Source organism: Clavibacter michiganensis, from assembly GCF_016907085.1.
GTDB classification, from domain to species: domain Bacteria; phylum Actinomycetota; class Actinomycetes; order Actinomycetales; family Microbacteriaceae; genus Clavibacter; species Clavibacter michiganensis_O.
The window spans coordinates 2,874,870-2,898,998 of record NZ_JAFBBJ010000001.1 but is presented as its reverse complement, the minus strand read 5'-3'; the positions used below and the strand labels follow the sequence as shown (position 1 = coordinate 2,898,998).

The window sequence follows — 24,129 nt, the reverse complement described above, 5'->3', positions numbered from 1 at the left end:
CGTATGGCCCAGGCCAGACGCTCTCGCAACACCCCGGCCGCTGGGCTGGGAGCATGCCCACCGCCTCCGCAGTCCGGATCCCGCTCGCGCCTCCCCGCGCCCGCCCCCGCGCGGATCCCGCGCTCGCCCACCCGACCCTGCCCTCGCTCACGGGCCTCCGCTGGGTGGCCGCGTTCGTCGTCTTCGCGTACCACGTGCGCAACGCAGGGTACTTCTCGGGGCCCGCGCAGGACGCGATGTCGCGCGTGTTCGGCGGCGGCGCGACGGGCGTCTCGCTGTTCTTCCTGCTCTCCGGCTTCGTGCTGGCGTGGAGCGACCGGCCGGGCCGCGGCCCCGCGACCTTCTGGCGCCACCGGCTCGCGCGGATCTACCCAGTGCACCTCGTCACCCTGGTCGCCGCCCTGCTCCTCGCCGGCAGCACCATCCCCGCGATCCGCACCGCCGACCCGCACGCGGTCGTCGCGAACGCGCTCCTCGTCAGCTCCTGGAAGGCCGACTGGTGGCAGGCCGGCAACCCGGTCAGCTGGTCGCTCACGTGCGAGGCGTTCTTCTACCTCGTCTTCCCGCTCGTGATCCCGGTGCTCCGCCGCGCGCGGGCCGACCTGCTGATCGCCGCCGCGGTGCTGCTCACCACTGCCGTGGTCGTCGGGCCGGTCCTCGCGGGCGCCTGGCACCTGCCCGTGTTCTGGTACGCGTTCCCGCTGACGCGCCTGCCGGAGTTCCTGCTCGGCGCGGCCCTCGCGCTGTTGATGCGGACGGGCGCGTGGCGCGGGGCGCGGATCCTCCCCGCGGGCGTCGCCGCGGTCGCGGGGTACGCGGCGTCGGCCGAATGGCCCGCGAGCCCGTTCGGGACCGCCGGCTTCACCATCGTCGGCTTCGCGCTCCTGATAACGGCGCTGGCCCGGGCGGACGTCGCCGGCCGACGCACGGTGCTCGCGACGCGGCCTCTCGTGACGCTCGGGGTGCTGTCGTACCCCTTCTACATGGCGCACCTGCTCGTGGTGCAGACCATCGCGGCCGGCTACCCCGGATCCGTGCCGGCACTGCCCGGGTGGGCGGCGGCGATCCTCACCGCATGCGCGCTGGTGCTCGCGCTGTTCACGGCCCTGGTCCTGCACCACGCGGTGGAGGTGCCGGGACGACGGCTGCTGATCGGGGCGCGGCGGGGGTGAGGCGCGGCGTCCCTCAGCGGTCGGCGCGCGGGGGTCGATCGCCGCGACGGGCGCGCCCGCCCAGCCGGATACCGAGAGCGAGCGCCAGGCCCGCGAGACCCGCGACGAGCACCATCGCGCCGACGACCGCGGTGGTCGTGAGGAAGTGCACGCCGGATCCGCGGAACGGGTTCCCGGGGCCGACGGCCGCGAACGAGCCGATGACGATCGGCTGCGACAGCGCGACGACGAGCGCGATCGCCCCGCCCGCGGTCGCGAGCACCGCCACGGCCAGCAGCGCGCGCATCCCGGCGCGGCTCATCGGAGCGCCTCGAGCGGGTTCGCCGCCAGCTTCGCGATCACGCCGCCATCGACGAGGCGACGCGCGGCCGTCGCCGGCTTCCGCTCCGCCTGGTCGACGACGCAGGCGCCGAACTCGGCGGCGAGGTCGCCGCGCGGATGCAGCGCCAGCACCTCCCGCAGGTACTCCTCGGGGAGCGCGTCGGCCCGGGCGCCGGAGATGTCGAGGCCGGTGGCGACCTCCAGGAGGTGCCCCTCGACGTCGAGCTCCGGATCCACCGACGGCCAGTTGTGCCGCACGATCGCGTCGAGCACGCGCTGCCGTCTCGCGGCGGGCCAGCCGGCACCGGCCGTGAGCGCGACGCCGACATGCCCGCCCGCGTGCTCGTACGAGACGGTGTGGGCGTCGAACTCCGTGACCGTGCCGATGTCGTGCAGCACGGCCGAGACGTAGAGGATCTCGTGGTCCACGTCCGCCAGGCCCTCGACCACCGCGAACCCCTCGGCCCAGAGCCAGGAGCGGAGCGCGTGGGCTGTGATGGCCGCGGACTGGTACGAGGTCGCGAGCTCGAGGGCCCCGCGGGCGGCGACCGTGTCGGGCACGGGGAAGTTGGCGATGCGCATGGACCACTGTGACACGGGCGGATCCCGGTCAGGCGTCGTCACGACGGCGGCCGATCCGGATCCCCCACCAGAGCGCGAGGGCGACGACGCCGACGGCGAGCACGGCGGCGGACACGAGCGCCGCCGTCGAGACCAGGTGCACGCCCGTCGGGACGAACGACTCGCCGGACAGCGGCGCGTACGCGAACCAGCCGGTGGCGGCGGGCTGCAGCAGCCCGACGCCGAGGGTCACGGCTCCGGCCACCACGGCGACCGTCGCGACGACGAGCAGGAGGCGCAGGGATCGGGTCACGGATCCACCGTAGGGGCGGCCGATACGGTTCTCGCATGATCCGGCTGAAGGACGTCACCTACCTCGTCCGCGACCACGATGAGGCGCTCGCGTTCTTCGTCGACGCGCTGGGCTTCGTCGTGCGGCAGGACGAGACGAGCCCGACCGGATGGCGCCGCGTCGTGGTGGGACCGGAGGGCGAGGGGGCGGGATTCGTCCTCGCGCTCAGCGACGACGCCGACCGCGTGGGCCGGCAGGCCGGGGACGACGTCGCGTTCTTCCTCGAGACCGACGACTTCGCCGCCCAGCACGCGCGGATGCTCGCGCACGGCGTCGTCTTCCGGGAGGAGCCGCGTCACGAGCCGTACGGCACCGTCGCGGTCTTCGAGGACCCGTACGGCGCGCCGTGGGACCTCATCCAGCCGCCGGTCGCGTGACCGCGCGTCCGCCCGCCGGGCCGAGGGATCCCGTGCGCCGCGTCCGCCGGCTGCGCGTCGTCGCCGTCGTCGCCCTCGCGGTGGCAGCGTGCGCGGTGCCGGTCGCGTTCCTCCCGGCGTGGGGATCCGCGGGCGGGCGCCTCCTGCCGCTCGCGGTGATCCCGCTCGGCGGCATCGTGGCGGTCGCGCTCGCGACGCGGCTGCTCGTCGGATCCGCCCGGCGCGACGAGCGTTCGGCCCGGCCGGACGTCGCGCTGCTCCTCGCGGGCGCGTTCGCGGCGCTGGGCGCGGTGCCCGCGCTGCTCGCGTCCGTGCTCCTCGTCGCGGGGCCCTGACCGGATCGCGCGCTAGGTCGGCTGCGGCGCGAACGTGAACAGGCGCACGCCGAACTCGGCCGTGATGGAGTCCGCGGTGGGCGGGGGCGGGAAGTCCATCGGGTCGGCGTCGCGGGACTGCATCACCTCAGACTGACGCCCGTCACCGCTCCCGGCAACGCCCACACCCCCGCCGCCACCCGTCCACCGCGGTGCCGCATCGCGTTCACCCGTCGCGCCTACGGTCGTCCCCCGTGACCCAGGACCCGACGACGTCTCCCTCCTCCTCCGCGCTCTCCCGACGCGGCTTCCTCATCACGAGCGGCGCGGCCGGCGCGCTCGGCGTGGCCGGCCTCGGCGGGGCGCTGCCCGCGGTGGCCGCGACCGCATCCGACGACGCGCTCGGCGCCAGCGCCGTGAAGGCGCCCGCCGCGCAGCAGGGCTCCGGCGCTCGCTGGAAGCCCGACACCGCGTCGCCCCGCTTCACGATCGCCGTGCTGCCCGACACGCAGTACCTCTTCGACGGCGCGTCGATCCACCCCGAGCCGCTCGAGGCCTCGCTGCGGTACGTGCTCGCCGAGCGGGATCGCCACAACATCGTCTTCCTCGCCCACCTCGGCGACGTGACGCAGAACGGCGCCGCGAACGAGATCCAGGCGGCGAGCGCGCAGTTCACGCTGCTCGACAAGGCCGGCGCGGCGTGGAGCGTCCTCGCCGGCAACCACGACGTCCCCTCCTCCACCGACGACCAGCGCGGCCGCACGCCGTACCTCGACGCGTTCGGGCCGAAGCGGTTCCGCAAGTCGCCGAGCTATCGCGGATCCAGCCCCGACGGCTACAACTCGTTCCACACCTTCACGGCGGGCGGCCTCGACTGGCTCGTCCTCGCGCTCGACTGGCGCACGAGCGCCCGCGGCGTCGAGTGGGCGCGCGGCGTGCTCGCCGCGCACCCGACGCTGCCCGTGATCCTCACGGCGCACGACATCGTCGACTCGAAGCCCGACGGATCCGCCGTGCTCGACGACTACGGCCAGGGCCTCTGGGACTCCTTCATCAGCCAGCACGACCAGATCTTCCTCACCCTCAACGGCCACTACTGGAAGCCCGGCCGCGTCACGAAGCAGAACCGCGCGGGCCACGACGTGGACCTGCACCTCGTCAACTACCAGGACCGCTACTACGGCGGCGCCGCGATGATCCGGCTGTACCACGTGGACCTCGAGCGGAACGCGATCGACGTCGAGACCCTCGCGCCGTTCATCCTCGGCGGCGGGCTCGGCACGGGCAACGAGCTCGCGGACGAGGAGGCGGCCCTCTCGGGCGACGTCGACCGGTTCACGGTGAGCGTCGACTTCGAGCAGCGCTTCGCCGGATTCGCGCCCGTCCCCGCGCGCGCCGCCCGGCCGGCCGCGCAGATGCTCGTGCCCGGCACGGTCGCGTACTGGCGCTTCGACGGGCACGCCGACGCATCCGCGCTCGGCACCGCCACCCGCATCCCCGACGCGTCCGGCCGCGGCAACGACCTCGTGGTCGCGAACCGCGCGGGCGCGGCACCCGGATCCCTGCGCTTCGCCTCCGCGCACCACGACGACCAGCCGGGCTTCGGCAGCCTCACCCTCACGGGCGGCAAGAAGTCGGGCGACTACCTCCGGACGGTCGACGGCGCCCCGCTCGACGCCGCGACCTTCCGCCAGGGCTACACGGTCGAGGCGTTCGTCCGCATCCCCGCGGACTTCGACGGCGACGCGGACGGCTTCAGCGCGATCCTGTCCCGCGCCGCCTCCGCGAAGGACGCGGGGAAGACGCCCGGCGACGCGGGCGACCCGGACGAGCCCGCCGCGACCCTCAGCGTCTCCGGCAGCCGCGAGATCCAGTGGTGCGTCTACCCGACGACCCAGCAGGGATCCCTCACCAACTGGTCGCACGAGCTGCCCGCGGCCCAGTGGTGGCACGTGGCCGTCGTCAACGACAGCCAGCACACGACCATGTACGTCGACGGCTGCCCGGTGGTGCGGAACCCGGCCACGTCGAACCGCGGGCTGGCCGCGGCATCGCCCGCGACCTCGTGGCTCCTCGGCGCGAACCTCTACGCGGGGAAGCTCGACCACGTGCTGCCCGCGTCGATCGGCGACGTGCGCATCGTGGAGCGCGCGCTGAAGCCGTCGGAGTTCATGATCGCGTGACGCACGGCGCCGCCGGTCGGGCTCAGAGCTCCGGGTGGTCGTCCTCGAGCAGGTGGAAGCGGCGGTCGCGGTAGACGAGCGGCGGGGCGGGCTCGCCGAGGATCACGTCGAGGACCTCGGCGACGACCAGCACGGATCCGCCGACCGGCACGGTCTGCAGCGTGCGGCAGCGGAGGGCGGCGCGCGCGTCGGCGAGCAGCGGCTCCCCGGTCGGCAGCTCCTGGAAGCCCTGCTCCTCGGTGAAGCGCGGCGATCCGGAGACCGCGAACGACCGGGCGAGCGCGGCGTGCTGCCCGGCGAGCAGGTGCACGACGTAGCTGTCGGCCCCGAGGATCGCGCCGGCGGATCCCGTGGCGCGGGTGACCGAGAACGAGAGGGCGGGCGGATCCACCGACAGCGACGCCACGCTCGACGCGGTGAGGCCGGACGGCCCGTCCGCGGTGCGCGCCGTGATGAGCGCGACGCCCGCCGGGTGACCGCGGAACGCGGCCTTGAAGAGGTCGGGGTCGGCGCTCACGCGGGCTCGCCCTGGCGCGGGACGGCGGCCACCACCGGGTGGTCGTAGGCGACAGCGCCGACCTTGACGGCGCCGCCGGGCGATCCCATCTCGGCGAAGAACTCGACGTTCGCCGTGTAGTAGTCCGACCACTTCTCGGGCAGGTCGTCCTCGTAGTAGATCGCCTCGACCGGGCACACGGGCTCGCAGGCGCCGCAGTCCACGCACTCGTCCGGGTGGATGTAGAGCGACCGCTCGCCCTCGTAGATGCAGTCCACCGGGCACTCGTCGATGCACGCGCGGTCCTTCACGTCGACGCACGGGAGGGCGATCACGTAGGTCACAGGGCGTCCTGACGGGTGGCGGCCGACGCGGCGGCGGGGGTGGCGATGCGCATGGTCTCCACGTTAGAACCTCACGTACCCTTGAGGTCAATCGAGGGGAGACGTCGTGGCGGATGCGCAGGCAGGGCCGCGGCACGCGCCCGGCGAGCTGCTCACGGTCGGCGAGATGACCCGCCGCACGGGCGTCGCCGCCTCCGCCCTCCGCTTCTACGAGGACCTCGGCCTCATCGCCGCCGAGCGCACGGCGGGCAACCAGCGGCGGTACGCGCGGCACATGCTCCGACGGGTGTCGCTGATCACGGTGGCCAAGCGCCTCGGGATCCCGCTCGCCGACGTGCAGTCCACCTTCGACGACGTGCCCCTCGACCGCCCGCCGAGCCACGCCGACTGGCAGCGCGCGTCGCGCCGCTGGAAGCGCCTGCTCGAGGAGCGGCGCCGGAGCATCGAGCGACTGGAGCGCGAGCTGACGGGCTGCATCGGCTGCGGCTGCCTGTCGATGAAGGCGTGCGGTCTCCTGAACCCGGACGACGCGTTGGGCGACCGGGGGGCGGGGCCCGTGCGGGTTCAGGGCGGCTGAGCGCTCCCGATCAGCCGGCGGCGACGACGACATCGAGCGACCGTCGGAAGGCGCGCGCCACGGCACCGCCCCGGGAGCTGCGGATAGCATCGGCCCGACCCGTCGGACGCGGGCGGGGGAGGTGCTCGTGCGGGACGGCATGCTCAACGCCCGCGGCGTGCGGCGCCGGGCGGAGATCATCGCGGCGGCGCGCTCGGCCTTCGCCGCGGACGGCTACCGCGGGTCGACCATGGCCGCGATCGCCACGCGCGCGGGCGTCACGCACGCGGGCCTGCTCTACCACTTCGCCACCAAGGAGGACCTGCTGGAGGCCGTGCTCGCCGACGAGAGCGGCCGGCAGACGGAGCTCCTGAGCGCGGCCGAGGTCACCGGCACCGACGGCGACGGCACGGGCGCCGGCAGCGACGAGGCGGGCGGCGACGCCCTCGACCGACTGCGCGCCCTCGTCCGCCGCAACGAGTCGGAGCCCGAGTGGGCGCGCCTCTTCTCGACGCTCCTCGGCGAGTCCGTCGCGCCGGACCACCCGGTCCGCGCGCGCATGGCGGAGCGCTACGACAGCGTCGGGCGGCACCTCGCCGCGATGCTCGACGGCATCGACGGGCGGGCATCCGGACTCCCCGCCGGCGAGGCCGAGAGCCTCGCGCGCCTGCTGCTCGCGGTGATGGACGGGCTGCAGTACCAGTCGCTCACCGGGTCCGCGGTGGACGTCGAGCGGGAGTTCGCCACCATGGTCGCCCTCGTGCGCGCACGCCTCGACGGCGGCGGTCCCGCACTTTCTTAAGTCTGCTTGACACAATTTCCCCACCCGGCCAAGCTCAAGCTGCGCCCTCGACGGAGAGGGCACGCGGACACGAGGGAGTGGACATGGGCGGACCCCGCAGGGCGTCTCGACGACGACGACGGATCATCGGGACGGCGGCGGGAGGAGCGCTCCTGGCGTCGGTCGCCCTGGGAGCGACGGGGGTGCCCGTCGCGGTCGCCGCGCCGGCGGACGGCGCGCAGCCGGGGCTGGAGAGCGCCGGATCCGCGCCCGTCATCACGGTCGACGGCCTCCGCTTCCGCGACCTCGACAAGGACGGCGCGCTCACGCCGTACGAGGACTGGCGCCTGTCGGCCGAGGACCGCGCCGCCGACCTCGTCGCGCGCATGTCGCCCGAGGAGCGCGCGGGCCTGCTGATGCACGCGAGCCTCACGAACGTCGGCGACGCGTACGACCGCGCCGCGTTCGACCCGCTGCTCGCCGACCGGCACATCACCACGTACATCTCCCGGCTCGGTGCCGACGCCCCCACGCTGGCGCGCGAGCACAACGCCCTGCAGGCCGCGGCGGAGGCGGAGCGCTGGGGCATCCCGCTGAAGATCAGCACGGATCCGCGCCACGGCTTCACCGTCACGGAGGGACAGACCGTCTCCAACGGCGACTTCTCGCCGTTCCCCGACCCGATCGGCATGGGCGCGGTCGACGACCCCGAGACGACGCGCGAGATGGGGCGCATCATCGCCGCCGAGTACCGCGCCGTGGGGATCACGGAGGCGCTCTCCCCGCAGGCGGACATCAGCACGGAGCCGCGCTGGACGCGGCAGGACGGCACGTTCGGGAGCGTCGGAGCCGACGTCGCGCCGCACGTCGCCGCGTACGTGGAGGGGCTGCAGGGCGGCACCGACGGGATCACCTCCGAGGGCGTGGCCACGGTCGTCAAGCACTGGGTCGGCTACGGCGCCCAGGTCGACGGCTACGACAGCCACTACTACTACGGCCGCTACGCCGCGTTCCCCGGCGGGGACTTCGCCGAGCACATCACGCCGTACGAGGGTGCGTTCCGGAACCAGGCCGCCGGCATCATGCCGACGTACTCGATCCTCAAGGACCTCGACCTCGGCGACGGGGTCATCGAGCAGGTCGGCGCGAACCACAACGAGTACCTGCTGCAGGACCTCCTGCGCGGGCGCTACGGCTTCGACGGCGTGATCACGAGCGACTGGGGCATCGCGAACGACTGCCCCGAGGCGTGCCGCGAGAACCGGCCGCCCGCGTTCTTCGTGGGTCCGTGGGGAGCGGGGATGCCGTGGGGCGTCGAGGACCTGACGCTCCCGGCCCGATACGCCAGCGCGATCTCCGCGGGCGTCGACATCATCGGCGGCAGCGACCAGCCGCAGCACATCCTCCAGGCCGTGGAGCAGGGGCTCCTCACCGAGGCCCGCGTGGTCGAGGCGGGGCAGCGGGTGCTGGAGCAGAAGTTCGAGCTCGGGCTGTTCGAGGACCCGTACGTGGATCCCGCCGCCGCCGACGCGATCGTGGGCAGCGACGCATCGCGCGCCGCCGGCCTCGACGCGCAGCGACGCAGCCTCACGCTGCTCAGCGACACGGCACCCGCGGCCGATGCGCAGGCCCGCGAGGCCCGCGTCGCCGCTGACGGAGGCGCTGCCGCGCTCCCCGTGCGCGTCGAGCCGGGCATGACCGCGTGGCTGAGCGGCGTGCAGGCGTCGGCCGCCCGATCCGCCGGCTTCACGGTCGTCGACGACCCGGCGGACGCCGACGTCGCGATCGTGCGCCTCGCCGACCCGCGCGGCGGCGACGACCTCACGGACCTTGGCTTCACCGGATCCGAGACCGACTACCAGGCGCTCGTGCGGGCCCACGACGCGGGAGCGCGCACCATCGCGGTGCCGCAGCTCACGCGTCCGCTGATCCTCGGGGACGTCGTCGCGAACAGCGACGCGGTGCTCGCGTCGTACGGGGTCTCGGACGAGGCGCTGCTCGACGTGATCACGGGGGCCGCCGAGCCCGAGGGGCGCCTGCCCTTCGAGCTGCCGTCCTCCATGGACGCGGTGGCCGCCCAGTTCTACGACGTGCCGAACGACTCGGCCTCGCCGCTGTTCGCGTACCGCGCGGGGCTGTCGTTCGCGGCGGCGCCGACGGAGCCGACCCCCACGCCGGGCCCGGGCGAGCCGACCACCGCCCCGACGGCGGCACCCGCGCCGGTCCCCGCACCCGCGCCGTCCCCGCGACCCTCGAGCGCCTCCGCCCCGGCGGCGTCCGGGAGGGATGGGCTGCCCAGGACCGGATCCGAGTCGCTCACCTGGATCGCGGGCGGCCTCCTGCTCGCGGGCACCGGCGCGGCGCTGACGTTCCTGGCACGCCGCCGGAGGGCCTGACACCCGGCGGGGAAGCGCAGACACAGGACGCGACGGGGCGCCGGGAGACCGGCGCCCCGTCGTCGCGTCCGGCCGTCGACCGCGGTCAGCCGCGTTCGAACCGCATCCCGCAGCCGCGCGTGTCCGCGTCGGCCGCGACCACGCCCGTGCGCGCGAAGTCGGCCCACACCTGCCGCACGGCCCGCCCGCGCGCGGTGACCTCGGGCCACGCCTCCGGCGGAACCAGGCGCATGCGGGTCCACGCGTCGCGGGTGCCGAGGATCAGCGGCACGTCGGACGTGTGGCCCGCGCCGATGGGGCTCGACGCCGGGGCCGCGCGGAGGACGTAGCGCACGGCCCGACCGCCCGCCGCGCGGTGGCGTGCCGCGAACGCCCGGACGGGCCGCGCGTAGACGAGCCGGGTGGTGGGTCCGACGACCGCGCGCATCAGGATCGCCCGCAGCGCCCGGCCCACGACGGGCACGCCGAGCAGCGGCGCGACCACCGGCAGCGCCGGCAGGTACATCGCGGTCTCGTCGCGCGTCGTGCCGATGAGCAGGTCGACCTCGGGGGCGACCGCCCGCCAGGCGGCGTCGCGGTCCGCCTCGGCGGGGAGCGGCGCGTGGCCGTAGCGCGGTCCCCAGGGCAAGCCCGCGCGGATCCCCGACGCCCACGACGCGCGCTCCGCCCGGGCCTGGCGGCGCATCACCGCGTCGAGCGGCGCCTCGGCCGGCAGCGACCGGGTCACGCGCCCCATCGCGCGGAACATGCGCTCGCGCCCGCCCGTGATCCCCACCGGCGGGCTCTGCACGATCGCCCGCCGGAAGAGGCCGCGCGCGCCGTCGCTGATCATGAGGTGCAGGATCGCGTCACCGCCGGCCGACTGGCCCATCGCCGTGACGGATCCCGGGTCGCCGCCGAACGCGGCGATCGAGTCGCGGATCCAGCGCAGCGCCTCGAGCTGGTCGAGGAGGCCGAGGTTCGCGGGCGGGGCGTCAGGGCCCCCGCCGCCGAACCCGAGGAGCCCGAGCCGCGCGGTCACCGCGACCACGATCACCCGCTGCTCCACCACGAGCGCCCGCGGATCGTGGATGGCGAGGTCGCCCGCGCCCGTCGTGTAGCCGCCGCCGTGGAACCACGCGATCACCGGCAGCTCCTCGCCGGGCCGCAGGTCGGCGGGCAGCGTGATCGAGAGCCGCTGGCAGTCCTCCGAGCGCCCGATCCCGTCGAGGGCGCCCTGCATCAGCGTGTCGAGGATCCGCGACGACGGCTGCGGGCACGCGGGCGCCGGATCCACGGCCGCGAGCACGACCGGCTCGCCGTCGGATCCGCGCACGGGCACAGCCGACACGGGCGGGACGCCGCGCGCCGCCGTCGCGTAAGGAATGCCGAGGTACCGGATCACGTCGCCGTCCCGGAGCCCCGTCACGGGGCCGGATCGCGTGGGCATGGGGGCGGGGACGGTGGGTGCGGGCATCCGGCCACGCTATCCGGCGACCGAGGAAAAGCCGCGCGGTTTCGGCGACCCCGCCCGACGGGCGTAGCGTCGAGGGGTACCGCATCCGAAGAGGGCGCGGCCGGATCGACCCGATCCCTCCCCGCCCCCACCGGTCAGCACAAGGAGAACCCATGCGCACCGTCAACGCCTACGCGGCCACGTCCGCCACCGATCCCATCACCAAGACCACCATCGAGCGCCGCGACGTCGGCCCGAAGGACGTCTCCATCGACATCGCCTACTCGGGCGTCTGCCACTCCGACATCCACACCGTCCGCGGCGAGTGGGGCCCCATCCAGTACCCGCAGGTCGTCGGCCACGAGATCGTCGGCCGCGTCACCGAGGTCGGCTCCGAGGTCTCCAAGCACAAGGTCGGCGACCTCGTCGGCGTCGGCTGCATGGTCAACTCCTGCAAGGAGTGCGAGCAGTGCAAGGCCGGCCAGGAGCAGTACTGCCTGAAGGGCAACATCCAGACGTACGGCGGCACCGACCCGGCCGACGGCACCATCACGCAGGGCGGCTACTCCGAGGCCGTCGTCGTCGACGAGGACTTCGTGCTCCGCGTCCCCGAGTCCCTGGACATCGAGAAGGTCGCGCCGCTGCTCTGCGCCGGCATCACCACCTACTCGCCGCTGCGCCACTGGAACGCGGGCCCCGGCACCAAGGTCGCCGTCGTCGGCATGGGCGGCCTCGGCCACATGGCCGTGAAGATCGCCGCCGCCATGGGCGCCGACGTCACCGTGCTCTCGCAGACGCTCTCCAAGAAGGAGGACGGCCTGCGCTTCGGCGCCAAGGACTACTACGCCACCGCCGACGACGCCACGTTCACCGAGCTCGCGGGCTCGTTCGACCTGATCATCAACACGGTCTCCGCGAAGCTCGATATGAGCAAGTACATCGGCCTGCTCGCGATCGACGGCACGCTGGTCAACGTCGGCGCCCCGTCGGAGCCGCTCGAGATCCCCGCGTTCGCGCTCATCCCCGCGCGCCGCAGCTGGGCCGGATCCATGATCGGTGGCATCGCCGAGACCCAGGAGATGCTGGACTTCTGCGCCGAGCACGGCATCCTGCCCGAGACCGAGCTCATCTCGGCCGAGCAGATCAACGAAGCCTACGAGCGCGTCCTCAAGTCGGACGTGCGCTACCGCTTCGTCATCGACGCGAAGACGTTCGCGTAAGCGGCGACACCACATAGGAGGGCCCCGCGGATCATCGGATCCGCGGGGCCCTCCCGCGTCCGGGGGCCGCTCGCGTCGGCGTCAGTCCCCGCGCACGAGCGCGTGCAGCGACCGCGTCATGCTGGAGACGAAGGCGTCCCGGGTGGCCTCGTCGACGAGGTCGAGCGAGAGGTACGGGCTGAGGTCCTCCAGCTCGACGAGCAGCAGCTCCCCCTCCCGGGTGCGGCACGCGTCCACCCGCTGGATGCCGTGCTCGACGTCGTTCCAGTCGACGAAGCGCTGCGCGAAGTCCCAGTCGGTGCCGGTCGCCGCGTACGGCTCGAGCCGCCACCGCGCGGCCGGATCCGGCGCGTAGAGCGCGTACTGCGGCGTCCGATCCACGAAGCAGAACGAGATCTCGTGCGCGAAGTCGATGCGGGGCTGCAGGAGGCGGCCCCCGAGGTCGACGGTCGCGAGGTCGTCGCGCGTGACGAATTCGAGGCCTAGGGAGTCCGTGCCGAACCGCGGCTTCACCACGAAGGCGTCGACCGCGGGGAGCCGGTCGAGGTGATCGAGGTCGTCCACGGTCGGGATCACCGGGTACCCGGAGGCGAAGAGGTCGAGCAGGTACTGCTTGCCCAGCTGATCGGCCTTGCCGCGGAGGTCCGTGAACACCGGGATGCCGCTCGCGAGCGCCGCCGCCCGGAACGCCTCGTACCCGCCCATGTCGTGGATCACCGGCCCGCTGTTGCGGACCACGACGACGTCGAACCGGTCCATGAGGCCCACCGCCGCCGACGGGTGGCAGACCGCGACATCGAAGTCCTCGCCGAGGCGTTCGGACAGGTCGATGTCCTCGTCGCAGTACCGGCGGCCCTTGGCCTGGTAGCCCAGGTCACTGACGTAGAGGAGGCGGGGTCGGGTCGCGTTCGCGGGCATCCCCGCACCGTAGCGGTCGCGGTCCCGGCATGCGCCCACGGCCGTCGGGTCCGTCCGCCACGCGACGGACGCGCCCCCGTGCGCGGGGCCGGTAGCGTCGATCGCATGGACATCTCCTCGATGATCATGGGCGCGGCGATCGCGTCCATCGCCTGGATCGCCTTCTGGCCGTCGGCGGAGCTGAAGAGGCTCCGCGCCGTGGAGGCCGCCGCGGAGGCCGCCGAGGGTCCGGGGACGGTCGCGTGACGCCCAGCAGCACCGGCCGGATGATCGTCAACCCGGGTCCCGCGGACCACCCGCTGCGCCCCTGGGTCGCGGGCGACGAGGACGGGGCCGTCAACCTGGGCCTCCTCGTGGATTCGCCGGGCGCCCGCGACGCCGTGACCCGGCTGCATCGCGGCGAGCAGCTCGACGACCACGACCTCGCGCTGTTCGGCATCCTGAACTTCCAGGCCTTCCTCATGACCTACGAGCCCGTCGTCGCGCTGCTCCCCGAGCCGCGGCGGCCGCGACTGCATCCGGCCGCGCTCGAGCTCCTGCCGGAGCTGGCCGGAGATCCCGCGTCGCCGTAGGCGCGCTCAGGAGAAGCGGAACACGGGTCCCTTCGGGCGGAAGGGCAGCGACGCTCCCTCGGGGAGCAGGAACGCGTGCGTGCGACGGATCCGCAGCACGTCGATCGCGCCGTCCGTGATGACGAGGATCGGGCCGTCGTCGGGGAAGTCCTCGGCGCGCTCGAGCAGGTGGACGGCCGGCTGCAGCACCGTGCCGCCGCGCCCCCGCACGCGGACGCGACCGGCGATGTCGTCCACGTCGAGGTACCCGGCGTCGTATGCCGCGGCGTCGCAGAACACGACCCGCGCGGCGGGCACGTCGTGGGCGCGGGCGTACGACGCGATGGCGCCGAGCGCCTTCCCGAGGAGGCGCGCGTCCATGGATCCCGAGGTGTCGAGGACGACGCCGAACGTCCGCTGCACGATCGGCACGTCGGGCGTGAGCCAGCCGGGTCGCGGGATGTCGGGCGTCGCGGCCTGCCGCCGGGAGGGACGCGAGTACGTCTGCACCGGATCCAGGGCCGGGAACATCTCCTCGAACCAGCGGGCGAGCTCGACGTCCCAGCGGAGGGGCGGCTGCGCGAGCGCGCGGATCTCCGCCACCAGCGCGGACGGCAGCTTCCCCCGCCCCTCGGCCTGGTGGAGGTCGAGCCCCGTCCCGAGCGAGCGCCGGAGGAGCTCGTCGAGGTCGACGGACGCTCCGGCGGTCGGCATCCTCCCGCCGGCGTCGAGGACGTCGGGCTGGGCGCGGCCGCGGAGCGTCGACAGCTTGCGGTACCGGCGCGCGTCCGTCGCGATCCGGTCGTAGACCTCCTCGCTCGACTGCCCGGCGAACTGCGGGTCGTGGAGGAGGCCCGCGGGCGTCTCCCCCACGCCCATCTCGATCAGCCAGCCGTTGATGACGAAGTCCGTCGCGATGTTGAAGAGGTAGGGGTCGCGCCCGCCGGTGCGCGTGTGGTGGGCCAGCGCGGCGTGCAGGGACTCGTGCGCGAGGACGAACCGCCACTCCTGCTCCGTGAGCACGGCGAGCGGGTTGACGTACAGCTCCCCGGCGACAGGGTCGACCGCCGCGATCGGGATGTCCCCGCCGCGGACGAGATCCGCGTCCGCGACCAGGGTCAGCGTGGACATGGTGGCCCCGAGCAGCGGGTACGCCGACAGGAACCACCGCCGGGCGCGCTCCCAGGCCGCCAGCGGGGCGGACCGGTCGCTGAGGGACAGCCGCGCTCCGCCGGCGACGTCCGTGGCCGCAGACACCGCGTCGGTGAGCCCGTAGGCGAAGAGCTGCCGCCAGTCGGGGGCGTCGCCGTAGAGGCGCCGCCCCTTCGTGACGCAGGGGGCCGCGCCCGCCGTGCCGCACGTCTCGAGGCCGGCTGGGACGCCGGACAGGCGCCACTCGGCGGCGAGGCGCTCGGGGGATCCGACGGGCCAGATCACGGGCAGCTCGAAGGGGCTCCGCCCGAACTTCAGGGAGGCGAGGAACCGGTCCACCTCGACGTCGACCGCCGTCGCCTCGACGCGCGACGAGGCGGACACCCGCGGATCGAGGTGGCCGAAGCCCAGGTGCAGCACCAGGTGCGCGAAGACCCAGGCCCACTGCTCCGGCTGGGCCCTGCGGGTCGGATCGACGACGATGTCGCACGTCTCTGAATCCACCTGCGCCCACCCGTCGTCCGGGCGGATGGAGTCGTACCGGACCAGCGTCAGCTCCGCCGCGATGTGGGAGAACATGGGATGACTGCGCACGCTGCTCCAGCCGAGCCGCACCGCCTCCGCCCCGGGGTCCTTGGGCGGCTTGGCGTTCCTGCGTCCCGTCACGCGGAGCGCTTCTCCGCCAGCCGCGGCACGTCGCGCACGAGCTCCACCAGGAACCACGCCGGCAGGATCGGCGCGCCCGTGTCGTCCGGGGCGACCACGATCTGCGCGATCTCCAGCGAGATGTCGGCCAGCTCGATTAGGAGGTCCTTGGCGCGGACCGCGAACTGCCGTCCCGCCGGCGACGCGTGCCGGATGTCGGCGGGGAGCTCCTTCGCGAGGCGGGCTCGCAGGGACAGCGCGTGGAAGTGCAGGAGGTCGCGGTCGGCGACCTCGGCCGGCCAGCGCAGATCGCCGCGGATGATGGCGTCGAGGTCGTACGCGCGCTCGCGCATCTTGTGCCAGGCGGCGAACGAGGCAGCGTGCGACGCCGAGACGCACCCCGCGGCGAGCATCGCGACGACGTCCGCGGCGGGGTCCTCGCCCCACGACGTCAGCGCGTCGGCGAACGCGTGCCAGGAGCGCGGCGTCGAGAACGCCTCCTCGGTCTTCGGCGGCTCGACGTGGAGGTGGTCGGGACGCTGGGTGATGTACTCCACCACCGCCGGGTGGATCTGGGCGCCGACGGCCCAGGCGAGCCAGTCGTCCACCGACGAGCGCAGGTGCACGTGCACGAACCGGTTGACGAGGGGCGCCGGCATCGGCTTGATGGCCGCCTGGTCGGTCGCGCGGTTGCCCGCCGCGATCACGACGCTGCCGGCCGGGAGCCGGTGGTCCCCGACCCGGCCCGTGAGGACGAGCGAGTACAGCGACTTCTGCACCTCGGGCCGCGCGCCGTTCAGCTCATCGAGGAAGAGCACGAACGGCTCGGTGCGCACGAGCATCTCGGGAGGGGCGAACCGGGAGAACGTCACACCGTCCTCGCGCGTGACCAGCTGGGGCACGCCCGCGACGTCCTCGGGCGCGAGCTGCGTCGCCATGAGCGTGACGCAGTCCATGCCGAGATCCCGCGCGAACGCCTCGACCATGGTCGACTTCCCGATCCCCGGAGCACCCCACAGGTGGACGGGCCGCGCCAGCGCAACACGCAGCAGGACGTCCGGAAGCTGGGCAGGGGTGATGGGGTGGAGGGCGCGCACGTGGCATCCTCCCGTGTCGGGCCCATGCGACACAGGCCGAGTGCACACCTCGCGTCGGGTCCTCCTGCCCGGCGTCAGTCGGCGGGATCCTGCGCCGGCCGCCGCCCGATCGACGACTGGAACCGAACCAGGTACCCGTCGGGATCCTGCACGAGGAGCTGGCGGACGCCGGTCTCCTCGTCGTCGATCCGGTACCACGTCGTCTCCGGCTCGAGGAAGAGCGCGACGCCCGCCGCGGTGAGCGCCTCCGCCACGACGTCGGCGTCCTCGACGGCGATCTGGAAGTTGATCCCGCGCCCGTACGGCCGCTCCAGCGGTCCCGTCACCCAGTTCCGGATGATGCCCGCCTGCTCGAGCATGAGGTGCGCGCCGCCGCGGGCGATGTACGCGAAGCCCTCGGCCGGGCGGTCGTACCGGACGGCGAAGCCGCAGAGGTCGCGCCAGAACACGAGGCTCGCGGCGAGGTCGGTCACCAGCAGCTCGGGGACGAGGTCGGGCTCGGCGTCGGGATCCATGGCGCCATGCTCGCAGACGGCTCGCGCCGCGTTCACGCCGGCTGGCTCACGCCCGCGCGCTCACCCCTGGTCGCGGAAGCGGGCCGGGACGAAGCCGACGAAGTCCTCGCCGATGCCGCCCGGCTCGGAGAACGCGTCCACGAACGCCGTCGCTTCCGCTGTCAGCTGCTCGCACGTCCGCCGCGTTCCGCCGATGCTGAACCCGTACGTGCCGCCATCCGGGCCGCTCAGCCAGGTGAGGTCGTAGGTCGGCGCCGCGTCGGCCGGCTCCCGCTCGGCGATCCGCCAGCGCTCGCCGCGCACCGTGACCTCGAACGCCTCCATCCGACGAGCCTACGAGCGGCCGCCCGTTACCGTGGACGGATGATCTCCACGCTCCCGCCCACCGCCGAGCTGCACCTGCACGTCGAGGGGACCCTCGAGCCGGAGCTGGTGTTCGAGCTGGCCGAGCGCAACGGCGTCGAGCTGCCGTACGCGGGCATCGAGGACCTCCGCTCGCGCTACGCCTTCACCGACCTGCAGTCGTTCCTCGACCTCTACTACGCGTGCACCGCGGTCCTCCGCACCCGCCGCGACTTCCACGACCTCGCCGCCGCGTACCTCGAGCGGGCGGCGGCCGACGGGATCCGGCACGTGGAGATGTCGTTCGACCCGCAGGCGCACACGACCCGTGGCGTGCCCGTCGACGACGTGCTCGACGGCCTGCTCGACGCCCTCCGCGACGCGCGCGTGCGCCACGGCATCTCGGGCGGGCTGATCCTCAGCTTCCTCCGCGACCGGCCGGTGGATGAGGCGATGGCGACCCTCGAGTCCGTCGCCGGCCGCGCGCACGAGCTGCTCGCCGTCGGGCTCGACTCGGCCGAGGTCGGCTACCCGCCGTCGCTCTTCGTCGACGTGTTCGCGCGCGCCCGCCAGCTCGGGCTCCACGCGGTCGCGCACGCGGGCGAGGAGGGGCCGCCCGCCTACATCCACGAGGCGCTCGACCTGCTGCGCGTGGAGCGGGTGGATCACGGGGTGCGCTGCCTCGAGGATCCCGCGCTCGTCGACCGGCTCGTCGCCGACCGGATCCCGCTGACCGTCTGCCCGCTCTCGAACGTGCGCCTCGGCGTCAACGAGACGCTCGACGAGCACGCGCTGCCCGAGCTCCTCGCGCGCGGCGTGCTCGCGACCGTCAACAGCGACGACCCGGCCTACTTCGGCGGCTACCTCGGCGAGAACCTCCGGCAGCTGCGCGCGGCGCACGCGTTCGACGACGACGCGCTGGCGCTCCTGGCCCGCAACTCCTTCGAGGCGTCGTTCCTGTCGGACGACCGCCGCGCGGAGCTCATCGCCGCGGTGGACGCCTGGCGCGCCTCCGCGCTCTGACCCGGCGATCGGAGCGGTCAGTCGACGACCGCCGCGACGGCGCTCCGATCCCCGCCCGACCCGCGGTCAGTCGACGACTGCCGCGACGGCGCTTTCCGATCCCCGCCCGACCCGCGATCAGTCGACGACTGCCGCGACGGCGCTTTCCGATCCCCGCCCGACCCGCGATCAGTCGACGACTGCCGCGACGGCGCTTTCCGATCCCCGCCCGACCCGCGATCAGTCGACGACTGCCGCGACGGCGCTTTCCGATCCCCGCCCGACCCGGGGTCAGTCGACGACTGCCGCGACGGCCTCGACCTCCACGAGCTGGTCGTCGTAGCCGAGCACGGTGACGCCGAGCAGCGTGCTCGGCGGATCGTGCGGCGCGAGCGCGTCGCGGACGACCTCCCACGCCGTCACGAGGTCGGCCTGCCTGCTCGACGCCACGAGCACGCGCGTGCTGACGAGGTCGGCGAGCGTGGCGCCCGCGGCCTCCAGCGCGACGCGCAGGTTCTCGACGCAGCGCGTCGCCTGCGCGGCGTGGTCCCCGACGCCGACCGTGCGGCCGTCCTCATCGAGCGGGCAGGATCCCGCGAGGAAGATCAGCCGCGCGTCGGCGGGCGCGGTGGCGGCGTAGGCGTACTCGGCGGCGTCCGCGAGGGCGGCGGAGCGGATGAGGGTCACGGCGGTCATGGGTCTCCCGTCTCATGCGCGGGCGGATCCCGGCACCGTCCCACCAGCCTCCCATCCCGCGAACGGCGCCCCGATGTCCGCCCAGCGCCGCCCGGATGTCCGTTCCGCCCCCTCCCGGCCGGATCCACGGCGGTCGTCCCTAGCATCGCCGCGTGCCCGACTACGTCCGCTTCCAGAGCGCCGCGCCCAACCGCCGCGGGACATTCCCCGGCGTCTTCGCCCTCGCCGACGGGCTGCGCCAGAGCGGCCGGCTCTCGACGGAGGAGATCGAGTGGATGGACGCGGTGAACGCGCGCGCCATCGCCTCCTACCCGGATCCGCGCAGCGTCGACCCCGACTGCTACGACCGGGTGAGGAACCCGGGCGCCCGCGCCTGGTACCTGGCGAGCGCGACGGACCTCCTCGCGTTCACGGCCGACTACCTCGCCCTGCTCGACCGGCACGACGTCCCCTGGCACGAGCTGCGCACCCGGACGCCGGGTCGCATCGTCTACGCCGACGCCGTGCAGGTCATCGCGACCCCGCACACGACCGACGACTGGCCGTAGTTCCCAGTGAAGTGGTGAACGCGGGCGGCGGGCGTCCGCCCGCCGATGCCGATGTGGGGTCGGTGCTGGTCGTAGTGATGCGGCCAGGTGTCGTAGGTCGTGGCTCGGACTTCGTCGGTGCGTCAGGGGTGGGCGTAGGCCCATTCTGCAGCGAGGGTGCGGTTGGACCGTTCGACCTCCCCGTTCGTCTGGGGCCGGGAGGGGCGGGTGCGTTCGTGAGCGATGTGCCGGGCACGTGCGCGAAGCCCTTCGAGCGTCAGTAGGCCCCGTTGCCCGTCCGGACACGGGTCACGGTGATGCCGGCCGTGGTGAGGAACGCGTTCGTGCGGGTCTAGAACGCGGCAGCGGTCTCCTTGCGCGCATCGGTGAGGATCTCGGAGTACGCGAGTCGGGAGCGATCATCCACGGCGTGGTGCAGGAACGAGTACCCCCGTCCGGTCCGGGGACTGTTCCTGCGGTCCGCCTGCCGGCCCCGGATCCGATGCCCGCCGCCGTCCGGTATGCGGCCGAGCTCCTTGATGTCGACGTGGACCAGCTCTCCCGGCGAGGGGTGCTCGTAGCGTCGTGCGGGCGAGCGTCGGACGGGGAGTCCCGTCGCGCAATCCAGCTGCGCGAGAAGCGGCATCCGGTACCGATTCAGAACCCGTTCGGTCGTGGAGCGGGGGAGGCGGACGTGACACCCGATGCGGCGCGAGCCCCATCGTCGGGTGGATCTGATCGCGACGACATGCCGCTCGAGACGCCGACTCGTGCGCGCCGGTCGACGGCGCGGGCGGGATGAGCCATCTGTCATCGGCAAGCCCGCACGATACCCGCGAGCCCATCTCGACGCAGTCGCCGGCGAGCGCGGGAACCGCTCCGCAGCGCGGCGGATCGGCCACCCGTCCGCGACGATCGAACGGGAAAGCCGAAGCCTCCCCGCCGGAGCGAACGGATCACCGGCGTGAGTCACGATGACCTCCGTGGAAGATGCGTGTGTAGTGACTCACATCGTCACGGAGGCCTTCGCCATCCAGCATGGCGTTCACAACCTGCCGCGCCGCGTGACCTCAGCCGAGTGCGAGCCATGCAGGCGCGCTCACGAGTCGGACAAGGAGGACAACGCCCTGGCGCGGTTGTCCCACACGACGCCGCAGCCCGCGCAGACGACGCTGAGCGCCACCACCAGAACCAACATGGGCGCCGGCTGGCTGGTCAGAGAGAAATAGATCAGACCGGTGAGATACGAGACGACCGACGTCAGCAGCGACAGCTGATTGACCCATGCCCAGGACTCGCTCACCGGGGTGGACGAGGTCGCGAACAGATCGCCGAAAGAAACCCGGACGGCACTGTTCACCAACGAATAGCCCAACCCGATGATGAAGAACGCCGCGTAGACCACTCCGTCATCGAACACCGCCCACAGGGCCAAGCCGACCACCAGCACCGATGCGCACGCCAGACGATCCGTGCTGAACCCGAAGAATGTTGAAGCGATGAACACCAGCAGCCCCCCGAGCCCGTATGCGCTGATGGTGAGGCCGATCTCATTGGCATCGAAGGCCTTCATGTCCGAGAGGACAGGGGTCTCGGTGACCGTCAGGACTCCGCCGAACAGCCCGAAGAGTATCCAGAAGAGAGCGAGTGACCGTAGCCCGGGACTCCCAGCAGGATGCAGAGGCGACAGCGACCGCACGACGCCTCGCAACGCGCTGCGATAGCCGGTCGCCGGCGTTCCCGACGCACGCAACCCTGTCGCCCGAGCCCACGGCACGAGGAGGATCGCCGCAACGAAGGTCGCGGCATCGAACATGAAGACAGGGAAGAGCCCCCCGAGGAACGCCAATGCGCCCCCCAACGACGGCCCGGCGACCACAGCGACGCTCGTCCCCGTCGAGACGGCGGTGATCACGGACCGCCGGTCCTCTCCTGCCACGGTCTCGGCGATCTGCATCAGCCACGACGACGCCACGGATTGCAGGACGCCAGCGAAACCGAGGAGAACAAGCAACGCCACTACGTCATCAGCCACGAACGCCAGTCCCGCCATCGTTACGGCGAGGGTGACCTGGCTCCCCGCCCAGAACCTTCCCACGAGCCTCACGGGGACGAGGGTCACGATGGGTCGGGCGAGCAAGACCGGCGGAACCGTCCGGATCAGGAAGTAGAGAGCGACAGCAGCCGCACCGTGGTCCTGCTGCAGGAGGATCATCACCGCGGTCACGTTCACCCAGTTCCCGAGCTGAGAGAGCGCCGATCCCGCTATCAACGGACGGGAGCCGGGATGGTTCATCGAACGCGGAGGATCGAGTTCATGGCCGACGTCCCGTTGACCCCGAATCTGTCCGTGTAGGACTGGTCGACATCCAACTCCACCTCGCCAGCTGCCAAGGAGCGGATCACGTCCTGCTTGTGGGCGCTGTCCTCCACGACGAGGTAATCACCCGGCCGCAGGACACGCACGATGGCGGGAAGCACGATCTCGATGCCGACGTGCATGTCCTCGACTACGAGCCACGGCCTTCCGGGATCCAGCGTCTCAGTCCAGGAGATCAGACGATCGGTGTCCTCGGGAAACCGGGCCTTGACGAACTGCATGCCCGCTCCACTCGGCGTGTCAGGTGGGGACGCGTCGAAGGACACGACCTCGGCCTCGAGGGAGAACGCGGAAGCCAGGGTCGAGAACCAGTCGGCGCTCGCCCCGTCGCCGCTCCCGAGTTCGACGATGACACCCGGCCGCAATTCGAACAGCAGCTCGTTGTAGATGGCCATGTCCCAGACGGACTTGAAGATCTGTCGACCACGCCACGTGGGGCTGCGGTTCACGCCCTGCCCGAGCAGATATCCCAGCGGCGGCAGAGCCCGGGAGCCGTGCACGTCGAGGAGACGCTTTGCGAGCGGGACGAACCTCTCACTCGAGGAAGCACCGCGTTCGACCGTCACCAGCTCCTCGAGGACGTCCAGGGCCGCATCACGGTTCACGACCGAGAACGAGTCCTGGACAAGCGCCCTGGATATGGAGAACACAGCGTTGTCGAAGGCGTTCGGCACCCTCTCCCTCTCCAGTCGCATGGCAGCCCAGTCCAGCAGGAGGCGAAGACGGTCCTCGGACCCCTCAGTCATCGAGAGCCTGGAAGAAGAAGTGCTGCGAGAGCCGCGCCTCTTCCACATTCACGCCGGAACCCTTCTCCGCGGCATGGAAGTACCGCGAACCCGGGATCACGACCAGCCTGTTGTAGGTCGGCTCGATGATGTCGATCAGTTCCCATCTCGACTGGTCGAGGCTGTCAGGCACCACCACGGTCGCGTCAAATTCGTTCAGCGAATCGAAGCCGAGGTCCGCGAGCTGCTCCGCGGACGGCACCTCTTCGAGACCGGTCGCCCTGTGCCGATATATGCCCAGACCGCACGAAGCGTCGAGGCCCGGGGTGAGATAGATGTTCGCCGCCCAGGCTGATCGGTCGAAGTGCACCTTTGTCCGCCTGCTCTCGTCGGCCCCAGCCAGACGGAACTTGCCGTACACCTGCCTCTCGCTGTGGACAATCGGGGTCCCGACGAGCTCGCTGAATCGAGCTGTCATGCTGTCGTCGAAATAGGGATACAGCGTTTCCCGTCCGAGGAACGCCTTCGCACCCCCAAAATCGGTGTACTCCTGCGCGAGTGCGAACTTCCGCACCGAATCAGGGGAAGCATAGAAGTCGTCCACGACGATCATGCCGTCCCTCATGACTTCGCACCTGCCTGAACCCTGCTGTCCAGCTGGGCATGCTGCTCATCCGCGACCCAGCAGTCCACGAATGCGGACACGGGTATCCTCGCTGCCCAGAAGTTGGCGCCCGTGAAATCAGACCTGCGGAATTCCACGGTCGGCGCGAAGACCTCCCTCAGGTCGGCACGAGCGAAACCGCAGTTCTCGATGACAGCACGCTGCATGTTGGCCCGGACGAGGTTCGCCTGCACGAACTCGCTTCGCTCGATCCTGGCCTCCGTGAAATTCGTCTTGCGTAGATCGGCTCGTTCAAACGAGCACCCCCTGACCGTGCAGCCCATGAACGACACCCCAGAGAGATCCATCCCGGAGAAATCGCGCTCCACGATCTCCAGAGCTCGCGGAGTTCGCCTCAGCAGACTGACGAGCTCTCGCACGGTGGCTCCGGAGGGGTCCGGAGCCGT

General features: G+C 72.6%; 28 protein-coding genes and 1 pseudogene. 12 read left to right on the top strand and 17 right to left on the bottom strand.

Translation table 11 applies throughout. The annotated features are described in order from the left end of the window. Window positions 1-53 precede the first annotated feature (53 nt). On the top strand, window positions 54-1,172 hold the full coding sequence (locus JOE38_RS13780) for an acyltransferase family protein (protein WP_204576787.1): 1,119 nt from the start codon (window positions 54-56) through the stop codon (window positions 1,170-1,172). 13 nt (window positions 1,173-1,185) lie between these two features. Here JOE38_RS13780 and JOE38_RS13775 read toward each other — a convergent pair whose 3' ends face one another. The 3 genes from JOE38_RS13775 to JOE38_RS13765 are packed head-to-tail and all read right to left on the bottom strand — an operon-like array spanning window position 1,186 to window position 2,367. Further along, entirely contained in the window at window positions 1,186-1,473 is a 288-nt protein-coding gene (locus JOE38_RS13775; protein WP_204576786.1) for a hypothetical protein, read from the bottom strand. Then, complete coding sequence (locus JOE38_RS13770; RefSeq protein ID WP_204576785.1) at window positions 1,470-2,090, bottom strand: HD domain-containing protein; 621 nt, start codon at window positions 2,088-2,090, stop codon at window positions 1,470-1,472. The genes JOE38_RS13775 and JOE38_RS13770 overlap by 4 nt, the downstream gene beginning before the upstream one ends. Window positions 2,091-2,103: 13 nt before the next feature. Next, complete coding sequence (locus JOE38_RS13765; protein ID WP_204576784.1) at window positions 2,104-2,367, bottom strand: hypothetical protein; 264 nt, start codon at window positions 2,365-2,367, stop codon at window positions 2,104-2,106. Between the two features lie 35 nt (window positions 2,368-2,402). Here JOE38_RS13765 and JOE38_RS13760 point away from each other — a divergent pair, with 35 nt between their 5' ends. The 3 genes from JOE38_RS13760 to JOE38_RS13750 all read left to right on the top strand — a co-directional run bounded on the left by JOE38_RS13760 (window position 2,403) and on the right by JOE38_RS13750 (window position 5,280). Further along, complete coding sequence (locus JOE38_RS13760) at window positions 2,403-2,783, top strand: VOC family protein (RefSeq protein WP_204576783.1); 381 nt, start codon at window positions 2,403-2,405, stop codon at window positions 2,781-2,783. 32 nt (window positions 2,784-2,815) lie between these two features. Continuing rightward, window positions 2,816-3,118: a hypothetical protein gene (locus JOE38_RS13755; RefSeq protein WP_204576782.1), complete on the top strand. Its 303-nt coding sequence runs from the start codon at window positions 2,816-2,818 to the stop codon at window positions 3,116-3,118. A 233-nt stretch (window positions 3,119-3,351) separates the two neighbouring features. After that, window positions 3,352-5,280, top strand: coding sequence for a LamG-like jellyroll fold domain-containing protein (locus JOE38_RS13750; protein ID WP_204576781.1), 1,929 nt, complete (start codon window positions 3,352-3,354; stop codon window positions 5,278-5,280). A 22-nt stretch (window positions 5,281-5,302) separates the two neighbouring features. Here JOE38_RS13750 and JOE38_RS13745 read toward each other — a convergent pair whose 3' ends face one another. Both JOE38_RS13745 and fdxA read right to left on the bottom strand, forming a co-directional pair. Continuing rightward, the gene (locus tag JOE38_RS13745) at window positions 5,303-5,797 is read right to left on the bottom strand and encodes a flavin reductase family protein (protein WP_204576780.1); all 495 of its coding nucleotides are present in this window, start codon (window positions 5,795-5,797) and stop codon (window positions 5,303-5,305) included. Continuing rightward, window positions 5,794-6,120 (bottom strand): ferredoxin, encoded by a 327-nt coding sequence (gene fdxA / locus JOE38_RS13740; protein WP_204576779.1) that lies wholly within the window; start codon window positions 6,118-6,120, stop codon window positions 5,794-5,796. The genes JOE38_RS13745 and fdxA overlap by 4 nt, the downstream gene beginning before the upstream one ends. Before the next feature lie 106 nt (window positions 6,121-6,226). Here fdxA and soxR point away from each other — a divergent pair, with 106 nt between their 5' ends. The 3 genes from soxR (at window position 6,227) to JOE38_RS13725 (ending at window position 9,853) form a co-directional block, all read left to right on the top strand. Next, window positions 6,227-6,697 (top strand): redox-sensitive transcriptional activator SoxR, encoded by a 471-nt coding sequence (gene soxR, locus JOE38_RS13735; RefSeq protein WP_204576778.1) that lies wholly within the window; start codon window positions 6,227-6,229, stop codon window positions 6,695-6,697. A 127-nt stretch (window positions 6,698-6,824) separates the two neighbouring features. Next, window positions 6,825-7,478 carry a TetR/AcrR family transcriptional regulator gene (locus tag JOE38_RS13730; protein WP_204576777.1) on the top strand — a complete coding sequence of 218 codons (654 nt, stop codon included), beginning with the start codon at window positions 6,825-6,827 and terminating at the stop codon, window positions 7,476-7,478. A 182-nt stretch (window positions 7,479-7,660) separates the two neighbouring features. Beyond that, window positions 7,661-9,853, top strand: a complete 2,193-nt coding sequence (locus JOE38_RS13725) for a glycoside hydrolase family 3 protein (protein ID WP_204576776.1) — start codon at window positions 7,661-7,663, stop codon at window positions 9,851-9,853. 85 nt (window positions 9,854-9,938) lie between these two features. Here the strand turns inward: JOE38_RS13725 and JOE38_RS13720 are convergent, their stop codons facing one another. Then, entirely contained in the window at window positions 9,939-11,309 is a 1,371-nt protein-coding gene (locus JOE38_RS13720) for a carboxylesterase family protein (RefSeq protein WP_204576775.1), read from the bottom strand. A 152-nt stretch (window positions 11,310-11,461) separates the two neighbouring features. On the opposite strand from JOE38_RS13720, the gene JOE38_RS13715 reads away from it, so the two are divergent. After that, window positions 11,462-12,508 carry an NAD(P)-dependent alcohol dehydrogenase gene (locus JOE38_RS13715; protein ID WP_204576774.1) on the top strand — a complete coding sequence of 349 codons (1,047 nt, stop codon included), beginning with the start codon at window positions 11,462-11,464 and terminating at the stop codon, window positions 12,506-12,508. An 81-nt stretch (window positions 12,509-12,589) separates the two neighbouring features. On the opposite strand, the gene JOE38_RS13710 is transcribed toward JOE38_RS13715, so the two are convergent. Further along, window positions 12,590-13,426 (bottom strand): hypothetical protein, encoded by an 837-nt coding sequence (locus tag JOE38_RS13710; RefSeq protein ID WP_204576773.1) that lies wholly within the window; start codon window positions 13,424-13,426, stop codon window positions 12,590-12,592. 105 nt (window positions 13,427-13,531) lie between these two features. Here JOE38_RS13710 and JOE38_RS13705 point away from each other — a divergent pair, with 105 nt between their 5' ends. Together JOE38_RS13705 and JOE38_RS13700 are read left to right on the top strand one after the other, a co-directional pair. Then, window positions 13,532-13,672, top strand: a complete 141-nt coding sequence (locus JOE38_RS13705) for a hypothetical protein (protein ID WP_204576772.1) — start codon at window positions 13,532-13,534, stop codon at window positions 13,670-13,672. Continuing rightward, window positions 13,669-13,998 carry a hypothetical protein gene (locus JOE38_RS13700; protein WP_204576771.1) on the top strand — a complete coding sequence of 110 codons (330 nt, stop codon included), beginning with the start codon at window positions 13,669-13,671 and terminating at the stop codon, window positions 13,996-13,998. The genes JOE38_RS13705 and JOE38_RS13700 overlap by 4 nt, the downstream gene beginning before the upstream one ends. Window positions 13,999-14,004: 6 nt before the next feature. On the opposite strand, the gene JOE38_RS16065 is transcribed toward JOE38_RS13700, so the two are convergent. From JOE38_RS16065 to JOE38_RS13680, 4 genes are all read right to left on the bottom strand, one after another. Then, a complete protein-coding gene (locus tag JOE38_RS16065; RefSeq protein ID WP_204576770.1) occupies window positions 14,005-15,795 on the bottom strand; it encodes a vWA domain-containing protein in 1,791 nt (596 codons plus the stop codon). After that, window positions 15,792-16,871 carry an ATP-binding protein gene (locus JOE38_RS13690; protein ID WP_204576769.1) on the bottom strand — a complete coding sequence of 360 codons (1,080 nt, stop codon included), beginning with the start codon at window positions 16,869-16,871 and terminating at the stop codon, window positions 15,792-15,794. Before JOE38_RS13690 ends, JOE38_RS16065 begins: the two co-directional genes overlap by 4 nt. Before the next feature lie 74 nt (window positions 16,872-16,945). Next, window positions 16,946-17,386 carry a bleomycin resistance protein gene (locus JOE38_RS13685; RefSeq protein ID WP_204576768.1) on the bottom strand — a complete coding sequence of 147 codons (441 nt, stop codon included), beginning with the start codon at window positions 17,384-17,386 and terminating at the stop codon, window positions 16,946-16,948. Window positions 17,387-17,446: 60 nt separating this feature from the next. Further along, window positions 17,447-17,710 (bottom strand): hypothetical protein, encoded by a 264-nt coding sequence (locus JOE38_RS13680; protein WP_204576767.1) that lies wholly within the window; start codon window positions 17,708-17,710, stop codon window positions 17,447-17,449. Between the two features lie 39 nt (window positions 17,711-17,749). Here JOE38_RS13680 and JOE38_RS13675 point away from each other — a divergent pair, with 39 nt between their 5' ends. Further along, window positions 17,750-18,751: an adenosine deaminase gene (locus JOE38_RS13675; protein ID WP_204576766.1), complete on the top strand. Its 1,002-nt coding sequence runs from the start codon at window positions 17,750-17,752 to the stop codon at window positions 18,749-18,751. Window positions 18,752-19,021: 270 nt separating this feature from the next. Here JOE38_RS13675 and JOE38_RS13670 read toward each other — a convergent pair whose 3' ends face one another. Continuing rightward, window positions 19,022-19,426, bottom strand: a complete 405-nt coding sequence (locus JOE38_RS13670; protein WP_204576765.1) for a RidA family protein — start codon at window positions 19,424-19,426, stop codon at window positions 19,022-19,024. Between the two features lie 152 nt (window positions 19,427-19,578). Between JOE38_RS13670 and JOE38_RS13665 the strand changes: the two genes are divergently transcribed. Then, complete coding sequence (locus JOE38_RS13665) at window positions 19,579-19,974, top strand: hypothetical protein (protein WP_204576764.1); 396 nt, start codon at window positions 19,579-19,581, stop codon at window positions 19,972-19,974. Here the strand turns inward: JOE38_RS13665 and JOE38_RS13660 are convergent. The 5 genes and pseudogenes from JOE38_RS13660 to JOE38_RS13640 form a co-directional block, all read right to left on the bottom strand. Next, window positions 19,917-20,926: pseudogene (locus JOE38_RS13660) on the bottom strand (IS481 family transposase). The gene JOE38_RS13665 and the pseudogene JOE38_RS13660 sit on opposite strands and share 58 nt — an antisense overlap. Before the next feature lie 126 nt (window positions 20,927-21,052). After that, window positions 21,053-22,249, bottom strand: coding sequence for an MFS transporter (locus JOE38_RS13655; RefSeq protein ID WP_204576763.1), 1,197 nt, complete (start codon window positions 22,247-22,249; stop codon window positions 21,053-21,055). Next, window positions 22,246-23,079, bottom strand: coding sequence for a CmcI family methyltransferase (locus JOE38_RS13650; RefSeq protein ID WP_204576762.1), 834 nt, complete (start codon window positions 23,077-23,079; stop codon window positions 22,246-22,248). The genes JOE38_RS13655 and JOE38_RS13650 overlap by 4 nt, the downstream gene beginning before the upstream one ends. After that, window positions 23,072-23,683: a DUF6445 family protein gene (locus tag JOE38_RS13645; RefSeq protein ID WP_204576761.1), complete on the bottom strand. Its 612-nt coding sequence runs from the start codon at window positions 23,681-23,683 to the stop codon at window positions 23,072-23,074. The genes JOE38_RS13650 and JOE38_RS13645 overlap by 8 nt, the downstream gene beginning before the upstream one ends. Then, window positions 23,680-24,102: a pentapeptide repeat-containing protein gene (locus JOE38_RS13640; protein WP_204576760.1), complete on the bottom strand. Its 423-nt coding sequence runs from the start codon at window positions 24,100-24,102 to the stop codon at window positions 23,680-23,682. Before JOE38_RS13640 ends, JOE38_RS13645 begins: the two co-directional genes overlap by 4 nt. Between the last annotated feature and the right edge of the window lie 27 nt (window positions 24,103-24,129).